Genomic DNA, 21,004 nt, shown 5'->3' on the forward strand with positions numbered 1-21,004 from the left:
AAGAACTTGACCGATTGAAAACAAAAACCCGCACTTTATGCGGGTTTGAATCGGCTATTTTCTTGTCGTTCGACACCCAATGAGATCAAGTTCTTGTCATTGGCTCGTGACAAGAACTTTTGATTAATGAAATAATGTTCTTGTCACCCGACATTTCTTGAATATGATTCTTCTGATATTCTTCTCTGAGTTGTTCCGATAAATGCTGTTCCGATTCAGACAAAGGCAGCCGATCATCATGATTGAACTATCGTTCTGCCGTTAGCTTAATGCTCATTGCCTATAACCTTTTTACAAGCCTCTTCAATAGGTGTTTTAGTATCTTTTCTTTGAATTCTTTTTCAATTTCATCAAGGTCTTTAGGATTTAGCCAAATTACTGATATCCTTACTCTCGAGAATAGATTGGTCATACCCTTTAGTAACGGTATGAATCATTGCAATACCAAGCTCCTTTAAAGACACTGTAACGTTTGGAAATAGTCTTCTTAGAATAGGAAATAGCCACATAAATGCATAATAAGATTTATGCGTATTTTTTAATCCCTTTATTGGATTGATGTAGGCAGGGCGAAACATGTATGCTTTTTTGAAAGGCAGCTGCATGAGGTGATTTTCTGTCTTGCCCTTCACTCTTGCCCACATCCTTTTTCCTAGCTCTGTACTATCCGTCCCCATTCCGGAAACATAGCAGAACACCATATCTGGGTTCAAGCCTGCGAGCATTTCTGCCATATGCACAGTAAGATCAAACGATAATCGTGAGTACTCCTCCTCCTTCAAACCAACAGAGCTTACACCCAAGCAAAAGTAGCATGCATTATAGTTACTTAATTGAGACTTTATTGCAGATAAATCAAAAAAATCTTTGTGGATGATTTCAGTTAATTTGGGATGTGAAACGCCGCATGGTTTGCGGTTAATCACTAAGACGTGTTCCACATCAGGATGCTGCAGGCATTCATGTAATACACCCTCGCCAACCATCCCCGTAACACCTGTAATTATCGCTCTTATTTTCACGATGGATCCCTCCTTTTTCTCAATTAAATTGTTATTAACTATTCGTCTGTCCATAGTGAAGCTTGGCTCCCGCTGCCATTAGCCTAGACGCGATGAGTATTGCCTGTGCGTCTATGTCTAGGTTATAGCGATCAATCTGCCGCTTGGATTATACAAGCGAGGGAATAGCGCCAATGTCATTTATTATTTTATTATTGTTGTTCATATATATAGTATGGCCCCTAATTACTTTTGTGTCAACACATTGTTATAACACATCAACACCCCGCCTTTCTTCATATCTGGAACTATGACGCAGCCCTCCTTTTAAAATGAAAAAGGGACCTTTTTTTCTGAGGCCACTGAAAAAACATAGTTTTTGACTTCTTGAAGTAAACCTAAATAAATAATAGGCGAATTTCCATTCAATTCTGCCTTTATTTTATGGTTTTCTTCATGCTTTCTACTTCAGTAGCCTCAATATTCTTTTGAGGTTGATAGTGAATACAGCCATTGCCCCCTTGCATTTCCATACCACCAAGACCGAAGGTAGATGCTACTTCATACCCGTATCTGTGTTTTAGCTCACTATTTTTCGTTTCGATTTTATAGTGCTCTTTCGCCTTTTCTTTGAAATACACACTTTCTTGAAAAGCTTTCTGTTCGCTATGTTCGGTTGATTTGATGCTGATCGAATAGGTTTGGGATTTCGCCCCTTCTTTATAACAACCCGCTTTGAAAGGACATTGCTTACACTTTTCGAAATCAAAGTAGTAGGTATCTACTTCATTTGTTCCTACATTTTTTGTTCCCGTACGCGCCCGGCGAATCGCCATATGTCCAGCTTTACAAACATACATCCCTGCATCTTTATTGAACTCAAATTCATCTTCTTTTTTGCGATTTCCTTGTGAAATCATTGGGTTTAACTTGGACACTAATTTCAATTCGTTTTAATTAGTATACTTAATATTCTCTTTCTCAGAATAAGCTGCATCTCCAATGACCGTATCGATTTCCATGCCTGTTTCGCGGCTTTTATTCCGCTTCGTCTTCGGACAACTTACTGTATAGTTCTATTAATGCTTGCTGTCGCACATTCTCCTCGATACTCATAACCACCATATCTCCAGTACCATTCTTGGTTATAAATCCAGGTTCTTTTAATTAAAAGATTTCGTTCTCTTCCATTGCTCATGAATGTTCCGAACATTCTTCCACAGCTCTTCCCGCTCTTGTCTGCTGTAGTTTACGAGATGCTCGCCAAAAATATCTCCCAGCACTTCAAGCCATTGCGACTTAGACTGAAGCTCCGTCTTCTCTGTGCCGTAAACGTCTCTCTTGCTCCACACGCAACCTCTAAGCTCGTTGCTTCCCGAAGCATGCCTCTGCCGAACGAGAAACAGATTGATCCACGGTGAATCCGCCGACCGGCTGTAATGCTCGTGCTGCGGTTCGAACGTTTTTAAATCATGCACGATTTCGGGAGCTACATCCACTCCGACGATCGTAGCGTTCGGGTCATGCACCATCCGCCATCCTTTTTCTGCGACCTCCGATTCAGTAACCGTATACGCAAATGGACCTTGACTGTAAGCTCCCACTTGCAGGGGCAGTGGTTCATACGGCATATCCCCGAGACCGGCATCAACTATCCATCTCTCTTCCCTACCTTCCTCGTTCTCCAAGCTGACCGTTAACCCAAGGTGGAAAGAGTTTACCCTTGGTTGTTCGCCCAGTGGCTGAACGCCGGCTCTGTGCCGGGAAATCTTATACCCTAATGAGGCGAGAAGCGAGCTAAACGCGCCATTGAGATGAAAACAATACCCGCTGCGGCCTTCAAGTATAAGCCGTACTGATTGTCTTTCGTCGATGGACGCCGGTCTTCCGGCAACGATATCCACCGTTTCCCATGGCACGTTCCGAATATGGGATCGATGAAGCTCAAATAGATAGTCTTTGGTAGGCGGGCTAACGTCATCTATGTCTAATCGGCGTAAATACGCCTTGATTCCTTCGTTCGTCAATTGCATCATCTAGTCATCAGCTGCCTTTCGTTTCGGTTTGTTCCTTACTGACTAAGCCGGCCGGTTATAGATTCAAGCATAGTCGACGGGAAACCGTTATTCAATCCGAATTTAGACGATCTGTACCGGTACAGATGAGTGTGGAAGCGTTCTCCCGCAATTGCCGCTTTCATAACCCAACGAATCGTTATACTCCTGAATGTTGCTATGTATCTAGACGTTCGAAAAAAGCTCCATCTTTTACAAAATATTAGTACATTCATTATTACGCTAATCTGCCCGTTAGCTTAATGCCTACGGTAAGTCTACAACTTTATTTTTCGGTCTAATACTTTATTCTCAGTCTAAAACTTTATTTACACTGAACAATTAGGGACCTAATTTATTTTTTTAGCCCGGCTGCCGGCGATACGTTAAAGAAATGATGCATAACATCCCTTGTAGGACAAAAGGTCATTGATATACACGGCTTCTACAAAGTAGGCAAATTTGTGTCACAATACTACAATGTAGGGGAATTTGCGCATTTTTTACTGACACAAATTTCCCTACATAAAAAATCAAAAAGCTTGATTTCTCAAGCTTTCTCTTAACTAATTATGTAGGCACTTTTGTGTCATTGGACATCGGGAAAGAGATTATGGGGGTTCCACTGTTGTTGTGTACATAATTTTTTTTCGGCAATAGCAGAGTTATCCTTGTGCTGTGCATCAATCCTCTCTATAAGCGGCCTCCAAGGCACCTATCTAGCACTGATCTCCTTTTTTAGAGATGGGACATCCGACGGCGGATCTGATCCACCAGCTATTCGCGATACGCGAAACCAACAAAATTATGCCCAACATACCATTGGTCGGTTCACCGTGCTGTCTGTAACGGCAAGTTTTTTAATTGCTCTCGTGGCGTTAGACCATACAAACTTCCCCCTCCATGAATAACCTGACTATTAGCTCTCCTCTCGATCTTCTTCTTTTCCCCATCTTGAATGAAGCGAGGTTATTCATGACAAATTCCTATACAAAAACTAGAATTCGCAAAATCACCCGCCACTTCGGCCTGATCCCGTTGAGTTCAAAAACATTCGCGTCCTTTTACCGAAAAAACGCCATCGTCCAGATAAAAACCGAAAGTGGAACCTATGCGATAAAGCCCTTTTTTCGGAATTTATTCCTCCGCTCGAGTACAATTCATCAAATAAAAACAACTGCAAACTATATACAACTCTTGATGGATAGCGGTTTCAGCTACATGCCCAAATGGCTCACGAGCAATTCCGGAAAGTTATGGACTTTAAATCAAGGAAGGCCCTTCTATATAACCGATTGGATAAAAGGAAGGAATTTGGAAAACCAAAAAGATTTTGAAGAGATAGGTCGGGCCCTTGCCACACTACATACAACATCCAGTCGTTTCCTTTACACTAAGGGGCCTTTCACTCCTAGACAAATCCGAACATGGCAAATTCAAGACCGCCTCTTTCGTAGACGAATGACAAAAGCAATCCAAGCGAATGAACAGAACCACGGATGGTACAAAAAATATGGAAAACACTGCAAAATGATTTCGGATCGGGCCTGGGCCGACTTAAGGAAACCGGAGATTGTAGACCTCTTTGAGAAGGAATTGAACCGTCCCGCATTGATACACAACGATATTACTTCCCCTAATGTCATTATTTCTGATGACAACCAGCTTTTCATCATCGATTGGGACCATATTAAGGTTGGCTCCATCTACGTTGATGTAGCCAAGACCCTCATGAATACGACTCAATTTAATCCCGATTTCATACAATCGTTGTTAAAAGGGTACGAGGAACTCTATCCTTTAGACAGGACCGAGCGCAAATTGATTTCTTCCTTGTATGGATTGCCTCGGGAAGCTTGGCAGGCCACTCGTTTCCCTAATCGCCCTAGAAGCCGTGAAATGATAGACATTATGGAACAAACATGGCTTCTCCGGTTGAAAGCAATGGATTTATTAGAGGAATGGACAAATCAATAAGGAAAATGAGTATGACGTATCCGTCGGGAATGAGATAAAGTTCTTGTCAACTGACTACGATAAAGACCTAACGTTATCTAAACTTAAGAGGTCGGTTAAACCGACCTCGCCCCCAACAATTCAAACCAATACTAAATATTTTTCCTTATCTAACTTGTTGAGTTGATACGACACAGTTTTCTCACCTAAAAAGCCTTTAAACCTTGCAGACTTCAAGATAATTGATACAACTAGGAGTATACCAAGAACTACATATATAGACATATCAAAACTCCCTTAACTGGACGAATAGTTAAATTGTACCATGTGTTTTACGCTTTTTGGAGAAAAATGCAATATTCTGTAGGTCTATGTTCAAAGGATGCACAATAGGCTTCCTTGTTTGGAAGCATTGTTTGATCTAACACTCTAATACAAACCAAGCAACGGTAAATAAGCCCATCCACTGTGGAGGGCTTTAATTTTATGATCGGAGAATATTAAATTATGGCGATTTACCAAGTGAATTACAAGGTAAACAACATCTCGAAGTTGGGCTATATCGAAGTTCCAGAAAAGCCATCAAACCAGATTGAGTTGCTACGAATTATTAAGGAATCGCTGAGCCATTTGGAGAATGTGGCTATTGTGGATATTAGGGTTAAGAGATATGTGGAGATGTAAAAAAACTTAACATGCCTAGTGAGTAGCTTTAAAATATACATCATCTTTCTTTATAGCAATCGCTTTCTTTTGATCTTCACCAACTATTTTAAATAATTTACTCCCTACTTCTGCTGAATTTGCTTCGCCATTATTTTTTGGCAAAGGACGCACTCTTTTTTTTATCTCACCTATTTGCTCTCCAATATCTTTAAATGGTACGGTTTCAAGAGATTCAGAATAAATGACATCGCCACACATGACTTGTGCAGGATAGGAACCTCTGGACTGATCACATGCAGTAAACAATAAAACGAAAATAAACAAATAGATAATAATTTTCACCAGTGAACACCTCACTCTATTTTTTTTGAAGAAAACCATCCTTGGACGTACCAAAGGATGGTCCCACCCTATGATACCCTCATTTGGGGTTTGATACCAACTACACGACAAAAAAACGCTACATTTCTGTAGCGATCCCCCTATAAAGCTTCTCTTTTATTGAATGAACTCGTCCAGTGTAACCATATACTTTATTTCGTGAAGTGACTTATTTAGTTTACGTAAAAAGTGATTCACAACAACTAGCAATTCAAGTGTTGTAGCATAGTCGTCTGTTTCAAAGTTCTGCCATATGGAGTATATCTTCCATTTATCATCCCCTACATATAGGAAGTCGATGATAACCTCATTGTGGTCAATTGTCTCGTAGTGCATACTTTCACGAAATCCACTATTACTCTTACGAAGCCACTTTCCCAACTCAATTCCAAACTCCACTAGACAGATGTATTTGTCATGAAAGAATAATTTTTCGTTCAGTGAAATGTCCAAAGTTCCCTCAATGTACCCATGTCTATATACGTAATTCTCACCACCAGTTGGTATCTCCGTATTCAAAACGAACGAGATATTTACGTCCATATTTATCACCTTTTTTTGAGAGATAAAAGACATGAACTTTTTCTGCCTGATAGTTTAATGAAATCCATGTTTTATTGAGCCTTTAGAAATTCAATCTTATCAAAAAAACGTTGTTTTGCTTTCCTGTTATCTTCACCTTGAATAGGACAAACAAATAAAACATAAGTGTCATTCGTTAAAGCATTGTTGTCAATCGCAAGTTCTAATACTTCATATCCTTTAACTGCAAGTAATTCTTGAACAATTTCCCTATTCAAGCACATTCCATTTTCCAATAAAGTCTTAGCCTTAAAACAGATAACCTGTTTCCGAAAAGCATTACTTTGAAATATTACTTTAATTCTATCTACTTGTTCTTGAGATAGTCTTTCCTTTTTGATCAAGTCAATAATGATGCTTTCTAATGCAATGTAGTTAGCACGTTTATACTCTGCGATAATTTCATCTAATATAGTATCGCTTATAGCGTGTGCAGTGTTTTCAATCATCTTTCGAAAATAGAACCACACAATATGTTCCTTTGCATCATCTATAAATAATAATTCATTTCTATATTTGTATACTGCTTGTAATGAAGCATTTGATAAATCTGAATGTATTCCTAACTGATCGCTTGTACCTAATTTAGATATGATTACATTTACCTTATCAACCACTTGTTTATCATGGTGTGGCGACTCCAACAAGGAATTGATTTTATGTATCAACTCATCATACATTTGTAACCACATCTCCCTAATAAAATTGCTCATTCATTTTCGATTGGTTGTACATTTCATACCATTCAGGTCTATGATGTTTAATCAATGCCAATGCTTCTGTCAAAGCAACATCCTTCAATTGAAGGAGAAAGTTAAAATTAACCTCTTGCTTTCTAATCCAAATTTCTGCTAACGATGCCCCACAACTCGCTCTAACAATACATTCATTATCTATATCATTTGCAAATTTTGATAAGGCTTCAATTACCTCATTACCATCAAAATCTGCCAAATCCATGGCACAATCATCTTTTTCCGCTTCATTAGCATTAGGGTCTAACAATGTATGGATTAGTAGTTGTTTTCTATTCACTTAAACAGTCCGCAGATTCAATCCAAGTACGAAGACATTGCTGGCAATGAGAACCAATATTACTATGTTTTTTAATGAGTACTTTATCATTAGAGCCCCTCCTCTCCCCTTATGAAACTTCTCTTTTATTTAGATTACTGATTCGGTTCGGTTATAGGTATGTATTTCTTAAATCCCTTGCTTATTGTTCCGTTATAACCATTCCTGGTAAAGAAATTATGTGCTTCAGTTCTGCTTGCACTACTTAATAAGATGATTCTTGTTGAACCATTAGTAATGGATTGCTGTTCTACTTGTTCCAATAACTTCTTTCCTATTCCATTACCACGAAATTCTTCACCAACAATGACATACTCTACTACTGTATATGGTCTGAATTGATACGCTGGGTCAAGGCAAAAAGTCATAAATATACTTCCTTTTACAATACCTTCATCCTCATAAACGAATAAGTAATTGTTTGAATCATTTCTTATCTGCTCAATTCTTTCAGGCAATACCTTAATGTTTTTGCTATGGGGTGCTAAAATTCTATAAAGGTTTTCAATGATCAAACAGTCCTTGGATTCAGCTTCACGAATCATGATATCCCTCCTTTAAATTTTCAAAATAAAATCCATGTTTTATTCGTCATCTTTGACTATTGATTCAGGATAATATTGCTGAATTACGTCATCTGTACTTATGTATTTTGTAGAATGAATGAATCTTGAATACACTTCTACTCCACTCTTTATCACATCATCCAAAAGTTCAAACACATCAAGAACCATAATAAATTTCCATTCAACCTGTTCACCATAGCCATTGAAATAGCTATGTTCTGATTGTTTACCTGTACTTTCTCCCTGTTTATATGCTTGCTCAAGTGACTTATCTTTTAGAAGCATAATCATCTCTTCATACAATTTCTGGGTATTCAAATAACTTTCATCAATCTTCTCAGGAATTGGTTCACCAGAAAGAACACTTTCAAACAATAGTTTAACTCCATACCATTTCCAATTTGATTCCTTTCGACTTTTTATCCTTTTGCGCATGAAGTCAAACTCCTTCCTATAAAATTGCTCTTTTATAAATTAGCGTTTTCCATTAATGAGGTTCTTGGTGTTAAAAAATGTCTCTTGAATTATTTAAATGTATTTTTGATCGGAGGACTAAAACTGTAGCTTATTATTTTTATGCCAAAGTGTTCTTGTAATTGCTCGGCAGTGAGTGGTGTAGCATCAATAATAGTTACATTTGGACGTTCACTATAAGTTTCAATATATTTTATTTGTGGCTTTTCAGAAGTCGATCCTTTAGGATCGCCCATAAAAAATGTTGCAGAGCCGTAGTTGTAGTATATTTCAATCTTTGAATCGATTCTATTGGGTTTGATTATTGAACGAACATTATTTTCACTCAATATAGTAATCCTTTTTGTTCCGCTTTCTAAATGTTCCTTCCACATTCTCTCCTTATAGAACATTTCACTGTCTACAGCAATTTTATCAAAATCACAAACAACGGTATCATTCACCTCAAATGTTTCTCCGTTCAATTCATACTTTAATTGAAACTGAAATTCACCGTGTTTTATGGCTGGCGGCAATGGGTTGAATATCAAAGTAATCTTTGGTACTACCACAAGAACTATTACAACAATAATCAGTGCTATGACCGTTATGCCGATAATTGCACCTTTATAACCTTTAGCAATTTTTTTCATATATCCCCCGTCTCCTAGAAAAGTCCTGATTACTCAGTTGTTGACCCTCATTCAAATAAAATCGTGCTTTCATTTTAATCCTACAAATTTTGACTTTTTCTAATGTATTCGGAATATTACTTTATTGTCGGGGGCTAAAAGAAATATTCAAAGTTGCTGAAAGTTAAAAATGGAAATAAATCCCTTTTTTCATCTCTATTGTTAAGGAAATTAGCCCTAATAACACTTCTATTTCATAACAATTTGAATTTTCGAATGAATTACTTAGTACTTTGTTCGCTTTAAGTAAGCTTTCAAAATCGATGAGTTCTGTTTCAAAGTCGTCAATTAGTACATCACATTCTCTGTTTAGAACATTGAATATACCTGACTCAAATAATGTATAAAATTGTTTCTCATTAATTTTAAACTCTTGGACGTATTCTGAATTATCTAAGTCATTTTCCATGTCTTTCATTCCTTGATCATTAAACGGGACAGATATTATCCTTATTTTCTTCAACTTAGTCCCCCCGTTTCTATCAATAAAATCATTCTTTCGTTGCAAGTCTTCGTTATTTTTGAGTCATACATTGTACAGGTATTTAAATTACGGAATAGAATATACTATGGCAGTAAAATTATACCATATGTGTCATGGATGGATTAGCTAATAGTTGAAATTTAGAGGAGTTTGTAAGAAAGGGTTCATTAAAAACAACTTGCCATCCCTTCCCATCAGAGTTAACATACACACACTCGAACAACAGGAAGGGGATATCACTATGGAAGAATGGCCTGAATGGGTTTTAAAGGGATTACACGAGAGGTTTGATGATTTATCGCTCACTGTAGAACAACAGGAACATATTGCCCCATTAATCCAGAAATCATCGAAATTGCTGACGGATTTGAAAAATCAAGTGGATAGTACTGCTCACAGCATTCTGTTGGAGTGGGAAGATGCTGTTCAGTATCTACATTCGGCTGAAAAGGAATGGTTTTATCTGAACGGGGTTAAGGATGGCATGGGGATGATCAGGGAAATGAACCTTTATTTGAAAAATAACCAATTCGAGTTCTGACGACTAACAGCATGGAATCGACCCATGCCATCTGTCTAATCATTTCAATTCTATACACAAGGTTGGAGCTTACCCCTCGAGCTCTTCGATCTCCAACCCTTAGTCGAGAAACATATTACTTGTGAAAAGAGCTCGGAATTACGTACGAAACTTATTTTAGCGCTTTTAGCTTAGTTTGAATCTTCTTTTCTGTCGCTTCTAAGGTTTTAAGTCTATTTTCAAATTTTGTTATTTTTTTCTGATCTTTGTCCTTCTTCGCTTTCTCTAATAATTTTTTCGTGTTTTCGATTGATTTTTGATTATTCGCGAGCTGACTTTCCAAATTTTTCTTTTGTGATTGCACCGTGTGGGTTGATTTAGAGGTATGTACAGCTTTGTGTGCCGTTGTTGATTGAGTCGCTGCGAAAGCTGACATTGGGAATGCTGCCACTATTCCAGTGATCACTGTAACAAGTATGATTTTTTTCCATTTCTGAATAAACAAGAATATCCCTCCAATGTTCATCTTACGCGCGTTTTTCATAGTTAAATATACTTGAGTTACATTAAAGCCAGATGAAATTTAACACCGAAATTAATAAAATTTGTTAATAGTGCTGGATTACTCAGCAACCTTTCATTTAGTTGGAACTTTCTTGATTTAATTTCCTTTTATTGAAAATTTCATGAAACAGACAACTTTACTCCCGTCCTTTATAAAACAACAAGTTGCTTGTTGTGTCCCCAATTTCTTTCACTGAATCGGTAATCGGTACATATTCTTGGCCTCTTTCGGCAATCGGAACAAATTCTTGTCTTTCATTGATGACAAGAATTTGTTCCGATAAAATAAAAAAGCCACAGTTTCTGCGGATGTTTATTGGTCTATATTCTTGACACTCGACAGGCTGTGATAACTTCTTTTTTAATGCCTAAGTAATCAAATTGTTTCTTGTTAACTGTAGTACATTTTCTTAAAATTTTTGAGCCAGCTATTGAAAGTGCGTCCAAGCATACAATATGAGTTATTCGAAAGCCATTATAATCAAGCCACTGTTGGGGAAAATTTTCTTTTTAGTGATACCCACCCTTTAATTGTCATATATTCAGACGAATTCCTTTTTAGAGAGGTTCAATCTTTATCCCTGCACAATAAGAATAAGCAACCTTACGGGAATGGCGGGTATCCGAACTCAATACCAAGTTATTTTTCAAAATTTACGCTTCCGAATCCATGAGACCGATGAATTCCCGGATCGGCTGTCGTCTATATAAACGAAGGCATAAATGAACACAAACTAATTTGACGAAGAGGTGTTTTGAAAATGGCATTAACGTCCGCATTCACGAGCTTCAACCTGCCTGTAAAAAACGTAGAACAATCGAAAGCGTTCTTCACCGGACTCGGATTCGAGCTCAACCCGCAATTCCCCGAGAACGAGAATTCGGTAGCCATCGTGATCGGCGACAACCTGCAGGTCATGCTGATCAATCAAGCATTCTTTAATACGCTCACGGAGAAGGAATCCGTCGATACGAGCAAGTATGCGCAGATGACGATCGCATTAGCCTTCGAGAGCCGGGAGAAGGTCGATGAAATCGTGAATACCGCGGTCTCCTTGGGCGGGAAATTGCACGCTGAACCTGAAGATCATGGGTTCATGTATCATTGGGGCTTCGTGGACTTGGACGGCCATCTGTGGGCCATTAACTACATGAACATGGATGAGGCACAAGGTTAAGGCTAACGGAGAGCACGCTCGTACTAGGGTTCAAAAAGAAAGACGCCGGGCATCTTCCCCAGCGTCTTCTTCGCGATGATTAGTTTTGTTCGGTATAGGCTTTGAAATTGTCCATGATCGCTTGCCAGCCTGCTTGCTGGAACTCGACGGGATTGGAGCTTTCCGCGTCGAACGTTTCAATGACCTTCGTCTCATTCCCTTGATCGACGAAAGCAATATCCACTCTTCTTCCGTCTTCCATGGTGTAGCCGATCGCCTCATGCCGATTCACGACATCGTAGACGCCGCCAAAATCAAAGCCCATGCTGCCATCCTTCGCTTCCATCCGTGTCAGAAACATGCCTTCTACCCGCAGATCGTTTTCGGCTCTCGGCGCATGCCAGTCCTCGGACGCTTGATTCCACTTCGTGATGTGATCCGGCTCGGTCCAATAGCGCCATACCTTCTCGACAGGGGCTTGAATGACGGTTTGCACGGTTACTTTCGTCGGTTGACTCGTTTCCATTTTAAATAGACACCTCTCTCACAATATTCGTCGTTAGGTTATTCTCAATGATATAGACGTAAGCCAATGACGAAATTCATTGGTCAATTCGCTCAGGCAGCCCAAATCGCGAAAATAATGGCGTATGAATGAAGTTTTGAACGTGCAGGATTTGATTTTCTTTGGTTTCGATGACGTGGATGCCCCAGGGTACCAGGCCAGATCCCTCTTTGCCCGGCATATACTGGGCCAACGCCGGATAACCGCCATTAACCGTAATGGGCACAAATCGCGAACCTTCGCAATGCCAGCGAGTAAGCGAATAGAAGGCGGACAAATCTTCCTTGCCGCGGATCCACATCTCGAAGGGCGGCATCGACATGCAGCCTTCCTCGTGGAATAACGCGACGAGCGCAGCAATATCGAATTGCTCGAAGGCATCCACATACCGGGACAGCAGCTGCTGCTCCGGTTGAACGTCCATGCTGCTGAGCTCATCCGAGCGAAGCTGCGCCCGGTCCATCGTCTCTCGGGCTCTTTGCAAGGCGCTGTTCACCGCTGCCGGCGACATCGCCAACGTTTCCGCGATCTGCTTGGAGGACAATTCAAATACATCCTTCAAAATGAGTACCGCGCGCTGCCGCGGAGGCAAGGTCTGCAGGAGAGCGATGAAGCACAGTTGAAGGGTATCTCTGCGGACGAGCCGATCCTCCGGATTGCCCCCAAAGTCGGGAGACGGCCAGATCCAGGCAGAGTCCGGCAGCGTGTCGCGCGGCTCGACGATGGCAACGGCCGGGTCGAACAGGTCAACGGGAAGCGCGCGGCGTTTGGATTGTCTCAGCTTGTCCAAGCACAGGTTGGAGGCAATCCGATAGACCCAAGTTTTGAACGATGAATCCTGTCTGAACGTGCTCCAGCTCTGCCAGACCCGAATACTTGTCTCCTGAACGGCATCGTCCGCATCGTCCATGGAGCCTAGCATTCGGTAACAGAACGAGGTTAATCCAGGCTTCAAGCTTGCAAATAATAGTTCGTCAAATGCGGTCTCGTTCATCGCGACCTCCCTTAACAATCTCCCCGAAGGGTGGTACCTTCATTATATGCAATGAAACTAATAATTCAATAACCAATAAATTAACCCTTGTCTATACTTTAGAAATAATTCGCAATACCTCACGCCAGGACCTGAATACTGGAGCTATCCTGCCCGTTACTTCAACAGGCTGCCGAGTAAGCCGGCAGCCTGTTGTTATTGCGCTATAGTGTCCCGTTAGTTTAATGAACTGCCCTGATATAGGTAAGTGGAAAACCACCAATGGATGTGGATGGACTTGTTGATGAGCGACAAAACCCATGAACCCTCAAAATGTTATATTTTAGAAAATTTTTAGAATTGCTTTCGAGGGTGTTTATACTTCTCATTTAGACTAAGGTTGTAGGCAAGAGAAACCATATAACCTTAAAGGAGAGATTAATATGAATACACAAAATAAAGCACAAAATGCACTGGAAGACATCAAAGTCAGTTCGAAACTGAAGATTGCTACGCTGTGGGCGAGTTTTATGTTTCTCTATATTTATGTTGATTATTTCGCCTTATATATGCCGGGCAAAATAGAAGGTATTCTGGCAGGAAAAATATTTATATTTGACATTTCATATCTCTTTCTATTGATAGCACTGATTTCGGTAACAATTCCAGCTCTTATGATTTTCCTTTCTGTTGCCCTGCCGGCAAAAGTAAGTCGCTGGGCAAATATCATAATTGCCGCGGTGTATATTCCCTATACATTGTTTAATTTGACAGGAGAGGCTTGGGTGCACATGGTGTTTGGCGCTGTTGTAGAAGTCGCTCTTCTTTGTGTAATTATCTGGTATGCATGGAAATGGCCTAGGCAGGATAGCTAGCAACGCGGGTTTCGGGCATTACTAAGAAGAATGATGATGACATAGTCGCAACTTTTGCATATCGTTATGCGAAAAACTGGCTATCAAGAAAAAAATGAATATCAAACAACCCCCACCTCGGCATGGGGGAGAAGAAATGTCTACTGTTTAAGAATTTAGCCGGCAATGCGTTGGCAGCGAAGCTGACCATGGCATGAATGGCTCCAGTGCCTTCGGATCGAGCTGACCTGTTAGTTGAGGTAGCTGTTCAAAGAGAAACTTCAAGTAGTCGAATGGCTTGAGTCCATTTTCCTTGGCCGTTTCGACAACGATGTAAATGTTAGCGCTGGCCTTTGCGCCTCGCGGCGTGTTGCTAAAAAGCCAATTTTTCCGACCAATTACAAAAGGTTTAATCGACCGCTCGCTTCTGTTGTTGTCGAGATCGAGTCGTCCGTCCGCAAGGTATGCTTCGATCACAGGAAGGCTTCATCCCTGCCGTGCGGCAAAGCGTTCTTCCGGCGTAGCTTCCTTCAGTTCCCGCTCAATGGCAAAGAGTTGATTACAATATTTCAGGCCTTGCTTCGCCACCGTTTCCGGATTGTTCCTTGCCTCTGGCGGCGCCGCCTTTAAAGCCTCGTCATATTTACGCCGTGCATGTGCCCAGCAGGCGACAGGTGTCACACCGACCACATCCCATTGTTTCCCCCCTTTACATAATTGATGCTGGTCATTGCACCTGGTTGTCACCTCCTGTTAATATTGCACTATCGTTCTCCCGTTAGCGTAATAACAGTATCATAAATTTTTGAATTTACTTCTTCTGCTCCTGAACTTGAACAATAATACTACCAAAGATTTTTTCTCCAATATAAGCGTCTAATCTCCAAAGACCAGGAGAAGGTAGTGACATTAGTGATGGAATGTGTGCATCAGCCCCATTGTTAGGTCCGCCTATTGTTGATACTGAAAGAACTGTGATTTGTTCTCCTGAATCTTTACTTGTGCCCGTTACTTTTAATGGACCTTGAAGTTCTTCAACCTTCCCCCAAAAGTGCCACATATATTTTTGTTTTTTGTTCGGGTAAAACGGGTCACTTCACTGTGATCATAGATAAAACCCACTCTTCCTTCTTGTCCAATCATGGTATATGTACCTGATTTAAACAAAGGACTAATTTCCCATTCCTTGCTTTCAGGATCAGGTTTCTCTGTTATGCATCCAGTTAAGGATAGCAAAATGAACAAAACACTCTTTATTAATCGCATTGCATCCTCCTTTAAGAATAATTTACTAATTCCTGTTTATATAAATAATTTTACAATATATTCCAATAATCTGTCGATAAAATAAACAAATAAAAACAGATACCAAAGATACCCGTTACTTCAACGGAGAACGGCAGCCTATCGTGTGCCGGCTGCCGTCATATCGTGATTGAACTATTGTTCTTCGTTTGGTTTAATCATTGCGAGCTAAATTACGAATAATTAGTTCAATCGAGTCAATAGTTGAATTCCAGTCAAAATGAGAGTGGCCAATATGAGAAACAGCCAAATATGCACATTGATGCATCAGCAATTCAAGCCCAAGTTTAGATGCGTTTAAAATGGCCAAATGACTATCTGCATGAATTCTTAGTTGTTTTTCGAACTTCCAACTCTTCCATTTATCCCAAATTGACTCATCGTGGTCACTTATCATGGTTAATTCAAATTTCAATGGTTTGGTATGAGTAATTGCAATTTTTATTTGCTTAATTTCTTTTCTTGCTAACGGATTAACTGCTCAATTGAAAATAATAAGATCAGCATTAGATTGATTTTCGCGCCGCTTATCCTTTAAAAAAATCGGCGCGATTCATATAGATGACATCCATCTTCTCCAAAATCGGCCCGCTCTCCTCGGATTTGCGCCTTACTTCGTTCCATTCCGGATCACCCCTAAAGGTATCCCACTGCTGCTGCCGCTCCTCCATATCCTTATATTCCATCACGTAATACAACTTCGGGAGCCCCGTCTGATCGATCCAGAAATCAGTCACCTTCATTCCCAGCCGCTCGAAAATACCAAGTGTATGCTTACTGAAACGTTCCAGAATCGCATCCATTCTTCCGTCATGCATCGTATAAATACGCAGCTCGTAAAGCATGTCCATTCCCTCGCTTTCTGAGAATCGCAGAGTTTTTTTTCGTCGGCTTTGCCTACGATTGAAAACTATTTTACCAGTATTTCTCGATCGTGAAACGGACAAGTTTCGCATAGTTCCAAAGATTCCAATTTGAAATACTTATCAAATATTTTAACAATAAGCGGGAACAGCGCGTAATCCTGAAACACCATGTTCACCTGCCGTTTATTCCCAAAGACGCTGTTGATCCAGCCCGTCATCTTTGACATGAATTTCGCCGGACGGTCAACCAGAATGATCATGGTCGCCGTTTTTGATGTCTTCCACCAGACATTCCGCAAGTTTCAATCGTTCGTGGTTGATCTCAAGCGTCTTGAATGCACTCCTCCAAATGGCCATCCTCCAGCCGATAGACAATATGCTTCACCCAGGCGTCGCTTCGCTGCGGATAATCCCTACGGAAATGGCCGCCGCGGCTTTCCCGGCGCAGCAGTGCCGCTTTCGTAGTTAGAATTGCACAAATGAGCAAATTGGCAAACTCATACTCCTCGCGCTTTAACAAAGTATATTCGAAGAAGGCTGACTGTCGATTGAGCTCGTCTAGCCCTCTTTGCAGCCCGGCGGCGTCGCGCTTCATTCCCGCTTGGCGAAGCATGACTTTCTGCAGCTTGATCTTTTTCTCCACGACCGGTTGCTGCGACGGTTCCTTTCGGTGAACCGCAACCTGCAATTCGCTCGGCGTACGGTTCAGCGGCGGCAGCTCGGCGATCCGTTCAATGATACGGCGGCCGAAGACGATCGCTTCCGACAGCGAGTTGCTCGCCAGCCGATTCGCGCCGTGAACGCCTGTTGAGGATACTTCGCCACAAGCAAATAGCCGCTTGACGGCTGTTTCCCCGTGCAAGTCCGTCTTCACGCCGCCCATCATATAATGCGCCGCTGGAGCGACCGGGATCCAGTCCGTCGTCAAATCGAGCCCATACCGCAGGCAAAATTCATAGATGGTAGGAAAACGACGCTTGATCAGTTCTTCGGATTCATGCGTAATATCGATGTAAACGTACGAGACCTTCGTCTCTTCCATCTCGGTTAAGACCGCAAGGGCAACGACATCGCGAGGGGCCAACTCCAGCTGCGAATGATATTTTCCCATAAATCGCTCGCCATTGATGTTCCGCAAAATCGCCCCTTCCCCACGAACAGCCTCGGAAATGAGAAACCGCGGTGCACCTGGGTAACACAATGCCGTCGGATGGAACTGAATGAGCTCAACGTCCCGGATTTCCGCACCTGCGCGAAGTGCGATGGCGATGCCGTCCCCTGTGGCAACGTCGGGATTCGTCGTATACCGGTACAGCTGGCCTGCTCCCCCGGAGCATAGAATCGTCGCATCCGCTTCCACGAATACGCGCTGCCCGTCCGGCTTCTGCACGAGCGCCCCGCGGCACTCCCCATCTCGAGTAATCAAGTCGATCACATAATGGTCGTCCCACAGCTCGATGTTTGATTCCAGTTTCGTCCTTTCGGACAGCGAACGCACAATTTCTGCTCCCGTCGCATCCCCATTTGCATGCAAAATGCGGCGATGGCTGTGAGCGCCTTCTTTAGTTAGGGCCAGCTCGTCGTTTTCAATGTCAAACTGCGTCCCCATTCGAATCAGGTCCTTGACGCCGTCGGGGCCCTCATGTACGAGCACATTGACCGCTTCTTCGTCGCAAAGTCCCGCACCCGCCACCAAGGTGTCTTGCAAATGATACTCCGGCGAATCTTCATCGGAGATGACTGCCGCGATGCCTCCCTGCGAATAACGGGTATTGCAGTCGATCATCGACTTCTTCGTAATCATGATTACTTTCTTCGTATCGCTAGCCTTAATCGCGGTGAACAGCCCTGCGATCCCGGCTCCGATGACGATGACATCCGTCCGGACGTGGGGAAGCTGCTGCAAATCGAAATCGACCAAATACCGAGGAAACATCGTAACCACCTCTATCTACGTAGTGGATTCAGGAAACGAACATGAAATGAAAACCGTATACTCACTTCAACAATTTACAATAATTTACGTTATTTAATTATAAAACGATAAAGCCCGGATTGCACGATCCGGGTCTTCATTTGATCGGTATTTTTTGCTTGTACAAGGAAAAACAGACCGATAATTAGTTCGTATCGGTCTGTTTTATACAGAAAGGAAGAAACCACACACGATTATATTCTTCTTTAGCTTTACGTAACAGCGGACGACGCGCGGGTACGGTATCTTTGAACAAGGTTTGTAAACGCGGCCTTTTTTCAATTTTCGGATACCTTATTTTGGCTAATCAACAGGCGTGTTATTAAATGAGCTTTCATCCGTTACGTTTCTAATTGTATTCTTCAAATTCTTTTTTTAACCAGAGCTTATTGTTTTGAGCTTACCTGTCCGTTAATCATTCATTTTTTGACTTTATATCTGGGGCATTTTTTAATGGCTTTTGAAGTGCGTCCACAATGGCTGCGATGATACTTGTTGCTAAAATGGCCATTAGACATAATGATGTAGGACCCGCTGCATCATCACTACTTGTAACTTTAGCAAGCACCCTTAAGCTTACTATTCCTAAAAAAATGAGGAAAATGACTGTAAAAGCACATTTCTTAATAATCTTCAAAGATTTAAGGGATAATTCAGAGAAAGCATTGTTCTTTTCGATGTAGGTTAATAGTTTATATGCTTGATACAACGCAATCGAAAACGCAATACAGAATCCGTATGCACATACTAAAAAGGGGATTAGGAAGTAAGACGTATCTGGATGTACCCTTGCATCTCTAACGGCTATCTCAGGCAACCAGATACACAAAGCAAGCACTGCAATTCCAACCAGAAAAATAATTACCTTTAAGAAAGTGGTTGAACCTCGTTTAACATTCATTTAAAACACCTCACTTATTTAATGACAACATGATTTTAACAGATTTTTTATTGATAAACAATAAATTTTTATCGTAATTTTATCTTTGTTGTTGTGACAAAAAATAAAAAGCATTTCTCATTACAAAGAAATGCTCTTACTTTAAAATGTTAAATTTATTTGTCCGAAGCCGCGTGAATTGCTATGCCTTTTATTCGGTCTTTGATTCGAACGTTAAGAAACGGCAGCCACTATGTCGGCGGCTGCCGTTTTATCATGTTTATTGAGCTATTGTTCACCGTTAGTTCAATTATGAAAGACAGATGGAGTTTTTTAACTATCATATCATTTTAAAGTCTGCAAAATCGTGGATGAAGCTTACTCCGTACACTTACTTTGCTTCGTTCATAAATAATCTAACGTTTTCAGCGATTTCTTTGAATTTGGTATGGTGTAAATAATGTGATCCATCCAGGATAATTACTTTTCCATGTACCGAGTCTTTGATCTGCCCTTCATGCAAAGGTATCCATCCTGTTACCTCTTCATTATTCGCTTGTACAAAGAGAAGAAGTGGAAGGTCTTTAGGAAATGTTAAATCGTGAGCCCCTTTAAAATTAGAAGAAATATGGCCCATCTCATTTAAGGTCGTATCATTATTCATGTTTTTATTCGAAATCATTTTCATTTGCTCTACGGTTTTATCGTCAAATGCTAATGAAGCATAGGGGTCAGCACCTAGTTTCATCATCATTCTTAAGAGACCCGATTTTTTGAGAAATTCTAACTTTTTGATTGGTAATTTGACATCCATACCTGGTTGTGTTGGAACACTACTGTCGATTCCGACAAATGCAGTCACCTCGTTTGGATATTTGCTCACATAATCAATTCCGTAAATGCCTGTAATGGAGTGGCCCATGAGCATGTATCGGTTAATATTAAGCTGCTGCAGCGCTTCATGAACTTCACTTACGATATTTTCCGTGGTTCGTTCTTTTTCAGTTCCATCACTTAAACCATAACCGAAAGGCTCAACCGCTACAACTTTGTAGGTTGGAGATAATTGATCGATAAGCAGCTTAAAATCAAGCGCTGGCGTTGCCGTTCCAAATCCAGGCAGAAGCACGATCGTTTCCTCGCCTTTGCCTTGAATTAACACATTCATATTTTTCCCGTCTACAGATACGTGCTGACCATAGGGCTCTATTTTTCCTTGCTCCGATTTCGTGGCGAACACATTCACGATAAATACAATAGCTAGAAACAGCACGATGGCAATGGCAATAGCTCCTAAGGTTTTGAGTAAAATGCGCAGCGGCTTACGCATTCTATTTTTCATTACCTCTTCTTTTGGTTTCATGTTCATCTACTCCTGTCCCTCATCTCTTTATTGGGCTGCCCTTAAATTAGGAGCCGTTAAGAGAAGCTTATAC

Annotated in this window: 23 protein-coding genes and 3 pseudogenes; 5 read left to right on the forward strand and 21 right to left on the reverse strand. The window is 41.0% G+C overall.

Going from position 1 to position 21,004, the window contains the following annotated elements; all coding sequences use genetic code 11:
- Nucleotides 1-359: 359 nt before the first annotated feature.
- The 4 genes and pseudogenes from LOZ80_RS12220 to LOZ80_RS12235 all read right to left on the reverse strand — a co-directional run bounded on the left by LOZ80_RS12220 (nt 360) and on the right by LOZ80_RS12235 (nt 3,037).
- The gene (locus LOZ80_RS12220; protein ID WP_079420713.1) at nt 360-1,022 is read right to left on the reverse strand and encodes an NAD-dependent epimerase/dehydratase family protein; all 663 of its coding nucleotides are present in this window, start codon (nt 1,020-1,022) and stop codon (nt 360-362) included.
- Between the two features lie 58 nt (nt 1,023-1,080).
- Nucleotides 1,081-1,227: pseudogene (locus LOZ80_RS12225) on the reverse strand (MarR family transcriptional regulator); the annotation flags it as partial.
- Nucleotides 1,228-1,464: 237 nt separating this feature from the next.
- A pseudogene (locus tag LOZ80_RS12230) lies at nt 1,465-2,041 on the reverse strand (transposase); the annotation flags it as partial.
- Between the two features lie 123 nt (nt 2,042-2,164).
- A complete protein-coding gene (locus tag LOZ80_RS12235; protein ID WP_238171696.1) occupies nt 2,165-3,037 on the reverse strand; it encodes an arylamine N-acetyltransferase family protein in 873 nt (290 codons plus the stop codon).
- A 993-nt stretch (nt 3,038-4,030) separates the two neighbouring features.
- Between LOZ80_RS12235 and LOZ80_RS12240 the strand changes: the two genes are divergently transcribed.
- Nucleotides 4,031-5,032 (forward strand): phosphotransferase, encoded by a 1,002-nt coding sequence (locus LOZ80_RS12240; RefSeq protein WP_238171697.1) that lies wholly within the window; start codon nt 4,031-4,033, stop codon nt 5,030-5,032.
- A 486-nt stretch (nt 5,033-5,518) separates the two neighbouring features.
- Nucleotides 5,519-5,695, forward strand: coding sequence for a hypothetical protein (locus tag LOZ80_RS12245; protein ID WP_238171698.1), 177 nt, complete (start codon nt 5,519-5,521; stop codon nt 5,693-5,695).
- A 15-nt stretch (nt 5,696-5,710) separates the two neighbouring features.
- Here the strand turns inward: LOZ80_RS12245 and LOZ80_RS12250 are convergent, their stop codons facing one another.
- The 8 genes from LOZ80_RS12250 to LOZ80_RS12285 form a co-directional block, all read right to left on the reverse strand.
- A complete protein-coding gene (locus tag LOZ80_RS12250; RefSeq protein ID WP_238171699.1) occupies nt 5,711-6,019 on the reverse strand; it encodes a hypothetical protein in 309 nt (102 codons plus the stop codon).
- A 156-nt stretch (nt 6,020-6,175) separates the two neighbouring features.
- Entirely contained in the window at nt 6,176-6,634 is a 459-nt protein-coding gene (locus tag LOZ80_RS39485) for a DUF7878 domain-containing protein (RefSeq protein ID WP_443147023.1), read from the reverse strand.
- Between the two features lie 38 nt (nt 6,635-6,672).
- Nucleotides 6,673-7,320, reverse strand: coding sequence for a hypothetical protein (locus LOZ80_RS12260; protein WP_238171701.1), 648 nt, complete (start codon nt 7,318-7,320; stop codon nt 6,673-6,675).
- Between the two features lie 16 nt (nt 7,321-7,336).
- Nucleotides 7,337-7,675 carry a hypothetical protein gene (locus LOZ80_RS12265; RefSeq protein WP_238171702.1) on the reverse strand — a complete coding sequence of 113 codons (339 nt, stop codon included), beginning with the start codon at nt 7,673-7,675 and terminating at the stop codon, nt 7,337-7,339.
- A 134-nt stretch (nt 7,676-7,809) separates the two neighbouring features.
- A complete protein-coding gene (locus LOZ80_RS12270; RefSeq protein ID WP_238171703.1) occupies nt 7,810-8,259 on the reverse strand; it encodes a GNAT family N-acetyltransferase in 450 nt (149 codons plus the stop codon).
- 39 nt (nt 8,260-8,298) lie between these two features.
- Nucleotides 8,299-8,715, reverse strand: a complete 417-nt coding sequence (locus LOZ80_RS12275) for a DUF4288 domain-containing protein (RefSeq protein ID WP_238171704.1) — start codon at nt 8,713-8,715, stop codon at nt 8,299-8,301.
- Nucleotides 8,716-8,804: 89 nt separating this feature from the next.
- Nucleotides 8,805-9,386, reverse strand: a complete 582-nt coding sequence (locus LOZ80_RS12280) for a hypothetical protein (RefSeq protein ID WP_238171705.1) — start codon at nt 9,384-9,386, stop codon at nt 8,805-8,807.
- 163 nt (nt 9,387-9,549) lie between these two features.
- Nucleotides 9,550-9,888 (reverse strand): hypothetical protein, encoded by a 339-nt coding sequence (locus tag LOZ80_RS12285; RefSeq protein ID WP_238171706.1) that lies wholly within the window; start codon nt 9,886-9,888, stop codon nt 9,550-9,552.
- Nucleotides 9,889-10,150: 262 nt separating this feature from the next.
- Here LOZ80_RS12285 and LOZ80_RS12290 point away from each other — a divergent pair, with 262 nt between their 5' ends.
- The gene (locus LOZ80_RS12290) at nt 10,151-10,450 is read left to right on the forward strand and encodes a hypothetical protein (RefSeq protein WP_238171707.1); all 300 of its coding nucleotides are present in this window, start codon (nt 10,151-10,153) and stop codon (nt 10,448-10,450) included.
- Between the two features lie 151 nt (nt 10,451-10,601).
- Here LOZ80_RS12290 and LOZ80_RS12295 read toward each other — a convergent pair whose 3' ends face one another.
- Nucleotides 10,602-10,934, reverse strand: a complete 333-nt coding sequence (locus tag LOZ80_RS12295) for a hypothetical protein (RefSeq protein ID WP_238171708.1) — start codon at nt 10,932-10,934, stop codon at nt 10,602-10,604.
- 820 nt (nt 10,935-11,754) lie between these two features.
- Between LOZ80_RS12295 and LOZ80_RS12300 the strand changes: the two genes are divergently transcribed.
- The gene (locus tag LOZ80_RS12300) at nt 11,755-12,171 is read left to right on the forward strand and encodes a VOC family protein (RefSeq protein WP_238171709.1); all 417 of its coding nucleotides are present in this window, start codon (nt 11,755-11,757) and stop codon (nt 12,169-12,171) included.
- Nucleotides 12,172-12,250: 79 nt separating this feature from the next.
- Here the strand turns inward: LOZ80_RS12300 and LOZ80_RS12305 are convergent, their stop codons facing one another.
- Nucleotides 12,251-12,676 (reverse strand): SRPBCC family protein, encoded by a 426-nt coding sequence (locus tag LOZ80_RS12305; RefSeq protein ID WP_238171710.1) that lies wholly within the window; start codon nt 12,674-12,676, stop codon nt 12,251-12,253.
- A gap of 76 nt (nt 12,677-12,752) precedes the next feature.
- The gene (locus LOZ80_RS12310; protein WP_238171711.1) at nt 12,753-13,709 is read right to left on the reverse strand and encodes a sigma-70 family RNA polymerase sigma factor; all 957 of its coding nucleotides are present in this window, start codon (nt 13,707-13,709) and stop codon (nt 12,753-12,755) included.
- A 422-nt stretch (nt 13,710-14,131) separates the two neighbouring features.
- On the opposite strand from LOZ80_RS12310, the gene LOZ80_RS12315 reads away from it, so the two are divergent.
- A complete protein-coding gene (locus LOZ80_RS12315; RefSeq protein WP_238171712.1) occupies nt 14,132-14,563 on the forward strand; it encodes a DUF6326 family protein in 432 nt (143 codons plus the stop codon).
- A 147-nt stretch (nt 14,564-14,710) separates the two neighbouring features.
- Here the strand turns inward: LOZ80_RS12315 and LOZ80_RS12320 are convergent.
- From LOZ80_RS12320 to LOZ80_RS12345, 6 genes and pseudogenes are all read right to left on the reverse strand, one after another.
- Nucleotides 14,711-15,223, reverse strand: a pseudogene (locus LOZ80_RS12320) (IS66 family transposase); the annotation flags it as partial.
- A 333-nt stretch (nt 15,224-15,556) separates the two neighbouring features.
- Nucleotides 15,557-15,808: a hypothetical protein gene (locus tag LOZ80_RS12325; RefSeq protein ID WP_238171713.1), complete on the reverse strand. Its 252-nt coding sequence runs from the start codon at nt 15,806-15,808 to the stop codon at nt 15,557-15,559.
- Between the two features lie 566 nt (nt 15,809-16,374).
- Entirely contained in the window at nt 16,375-16,692 is a 318-nt protein-coding gene (locus LOZ80_RS12330) for an NIPSNAP family protein (RefSeq protein ID WP_238171714.1), read from the reverse strand.
- A 343-nt stretch (nt 16,693-17,035) separates the two neighbouring features.
- Nucleotides 17,036-18,649, reverse strand: coding sequence for an L-aspartate oxidase (gene nadB / locus LOZ80_RS12335; RefSeq protein ID WP_238171715.1), 1,614 nt, complete (start codon nt 18,647-18,649; stop codon nt 17,036-17,038).
- A 454-nt stretch (nt 18,650-19,103) separates the two neighbouring features.
- On the reverse strand, nt 19,104-19,589 hold the full coding sequence (locus LOZ80_RS12340) for a DUF2975 domain-containing protein (protein WP_238171716.1): 486 nt from the start codon (nt 19,587-19,589) through the stop codon (nt 19,104-19,106).
- A 370-nt stretch (nt 19,590-19,959) separates the two neighbouring features.
- Complete coding sequence (locus LOZ80_RS12345) at nt 19,960-20,931, reverse strand: alpha/beta hydrolase (protein ID WP_443147024.1); 972 nt, start codon at nt 20,929-20,931, stop codon at nt 19,960-19,962.
- Nucleotides 20,932-21,004 lie beyond the last annotated feature (73 nt).

This window comes from Paenibacillus sp. HWE-109, assembly GCF_022163125.1.
Classification (GTDB): Bacteria; Bacillota; Bacilli; order Paenibacillales; family NBRC-103111; genus Paenibacillus_E.

Excerpts from the sequence above, each read along its gene's own strand:
- LOZ80_RS12275 (WP_238171704.1), bottom strand. The coding sequence starts at position 8,715 with ATGCGCAAAAGGATAAAAAGTCGAAAGGAATCAAATTGGAAATGGTAT.
- LOZ80_RS12315 (WP_238171712.1), top strand. The coding sequence starts at position 14,132 with ATGAATACACAAAATAAAGCACAAAATGCACTGGAAGACATCAAAGTC.
- LOZ80_RS12245 (WP_238171698.1), top strand. The coding sequence starts at position 5,519 with ATGGCGATTTACCAAGTGAATTACAAGGTAAACAACATCTCGAAGTTG.
- LOZ80_RS39485 (WP_443147023.1), bottom strand. The coding sequence starts at position 6,634 with ATGTCTTTTATCTCTCAAAAAAAGGTGATAAATATGGACGTAAATATC.
- LOZ80_RS12310 (WP_238171711.1), bottom strand. The coding sequence starts at position 13,709 with ATGAACGAGACCGCATTTGACGAACTATTATTTGCAAGCTTGAAGCCT.
- LOZ80_RS12300 (WP_238171709.1), top strand. The coding sequence starts at position 11,755 with ATGGCATTAACGTCCGCATTCACGAGCTTCAACCTGCCTGTAAAAAAC.
- LOZ80_RS12240 (WP_238171697.1), top strand. The coding sequence starts at position 4,031 with ATGACAAATTCCTATACAAAAACTAGAATTCGCAAAATCACCCGCCAC.
- nadB (WP_238171715.1), bottom strand. The coding sequence starts at position 18,649 with ATGTTTCCTCGGTATTTGGTCGATTTCGATTTGCAGCAGCTTCCCCAC.
- LOZ80_RS12235 (WP_238171696.1), bottom strand. The coding sequence starts at position 3,037 with ATGATGCAATTGACGAACGAAGGAATCAAGGCGTATTTACGCCGATTA.
- LOZ80_RS12325 (WP_238171713.1), bottom strand. The coding sequence starts at position 15,808 with ATGCGATTAATAAAGAGTGTTTTGTTCATTTTGCTATCCTTAACTGGA.
- LOZ80_RS12340 (WP_238171716.1), bottom strand. The coding sequence starts at position 19,589 with ATGAATGTTAAACGAGGTTCAACCACTTTCTTAAAGGTAATTATTTTT.
- LOZ80_RS12345 (WP_443147024.1), bottom strand. The coding sequence starts at position 20,931 with ATGAAACCAAAAGAAGAGGTAATGAAAAATAGAATGCGTAAGCCGCTG.
- LOZ80_RS12305 (WP_238171710.1), bottom strand. The coding sequence starts at position 12,676 with ATGGAAACGAGTCAACCGACGAAAGTAACCGTGCAAACCGTCATTCAA.
- LOZ80_RS12280 (WP_238171705.1), bottom strand. The coding sequence starts at position 9,386 with ATGAAAAAAATTGCTAAAGGTTATAAAGGTGCAATTATCGGCATAACG.
- LOZ80_RS12270 (WP_238171703.1), bottom strand. The coding sequence starts at position 8,259 with ATGATTCGTGAAGCTGAATCCAAGGACTGTTTGATCATTGAAAACCTT.
- LOZ80_RS12330 (WP_238171714.1), bottom strand. The coding sequence starts at position 16,692 with ATGCTTTACGAGCTGCGTATTTATACGATGCATGACGGAAGAATGGAT.
- LOZ80_RS12260 (WP_238171701.1), bottom strand. The coding sequence starts at position 7,320 with ATGTATGATGAGTTGATACATAAAATCAATTCCTTGTTGGAGTCGCCA.
- LOZ80_RS12290 (WP_238171707.1), top strand. The coding sequence starts at position 10,151 with ATGGAAGAATGGCCTGAATGGGTTTTAAAGGGATTACACGAGAGGTTT.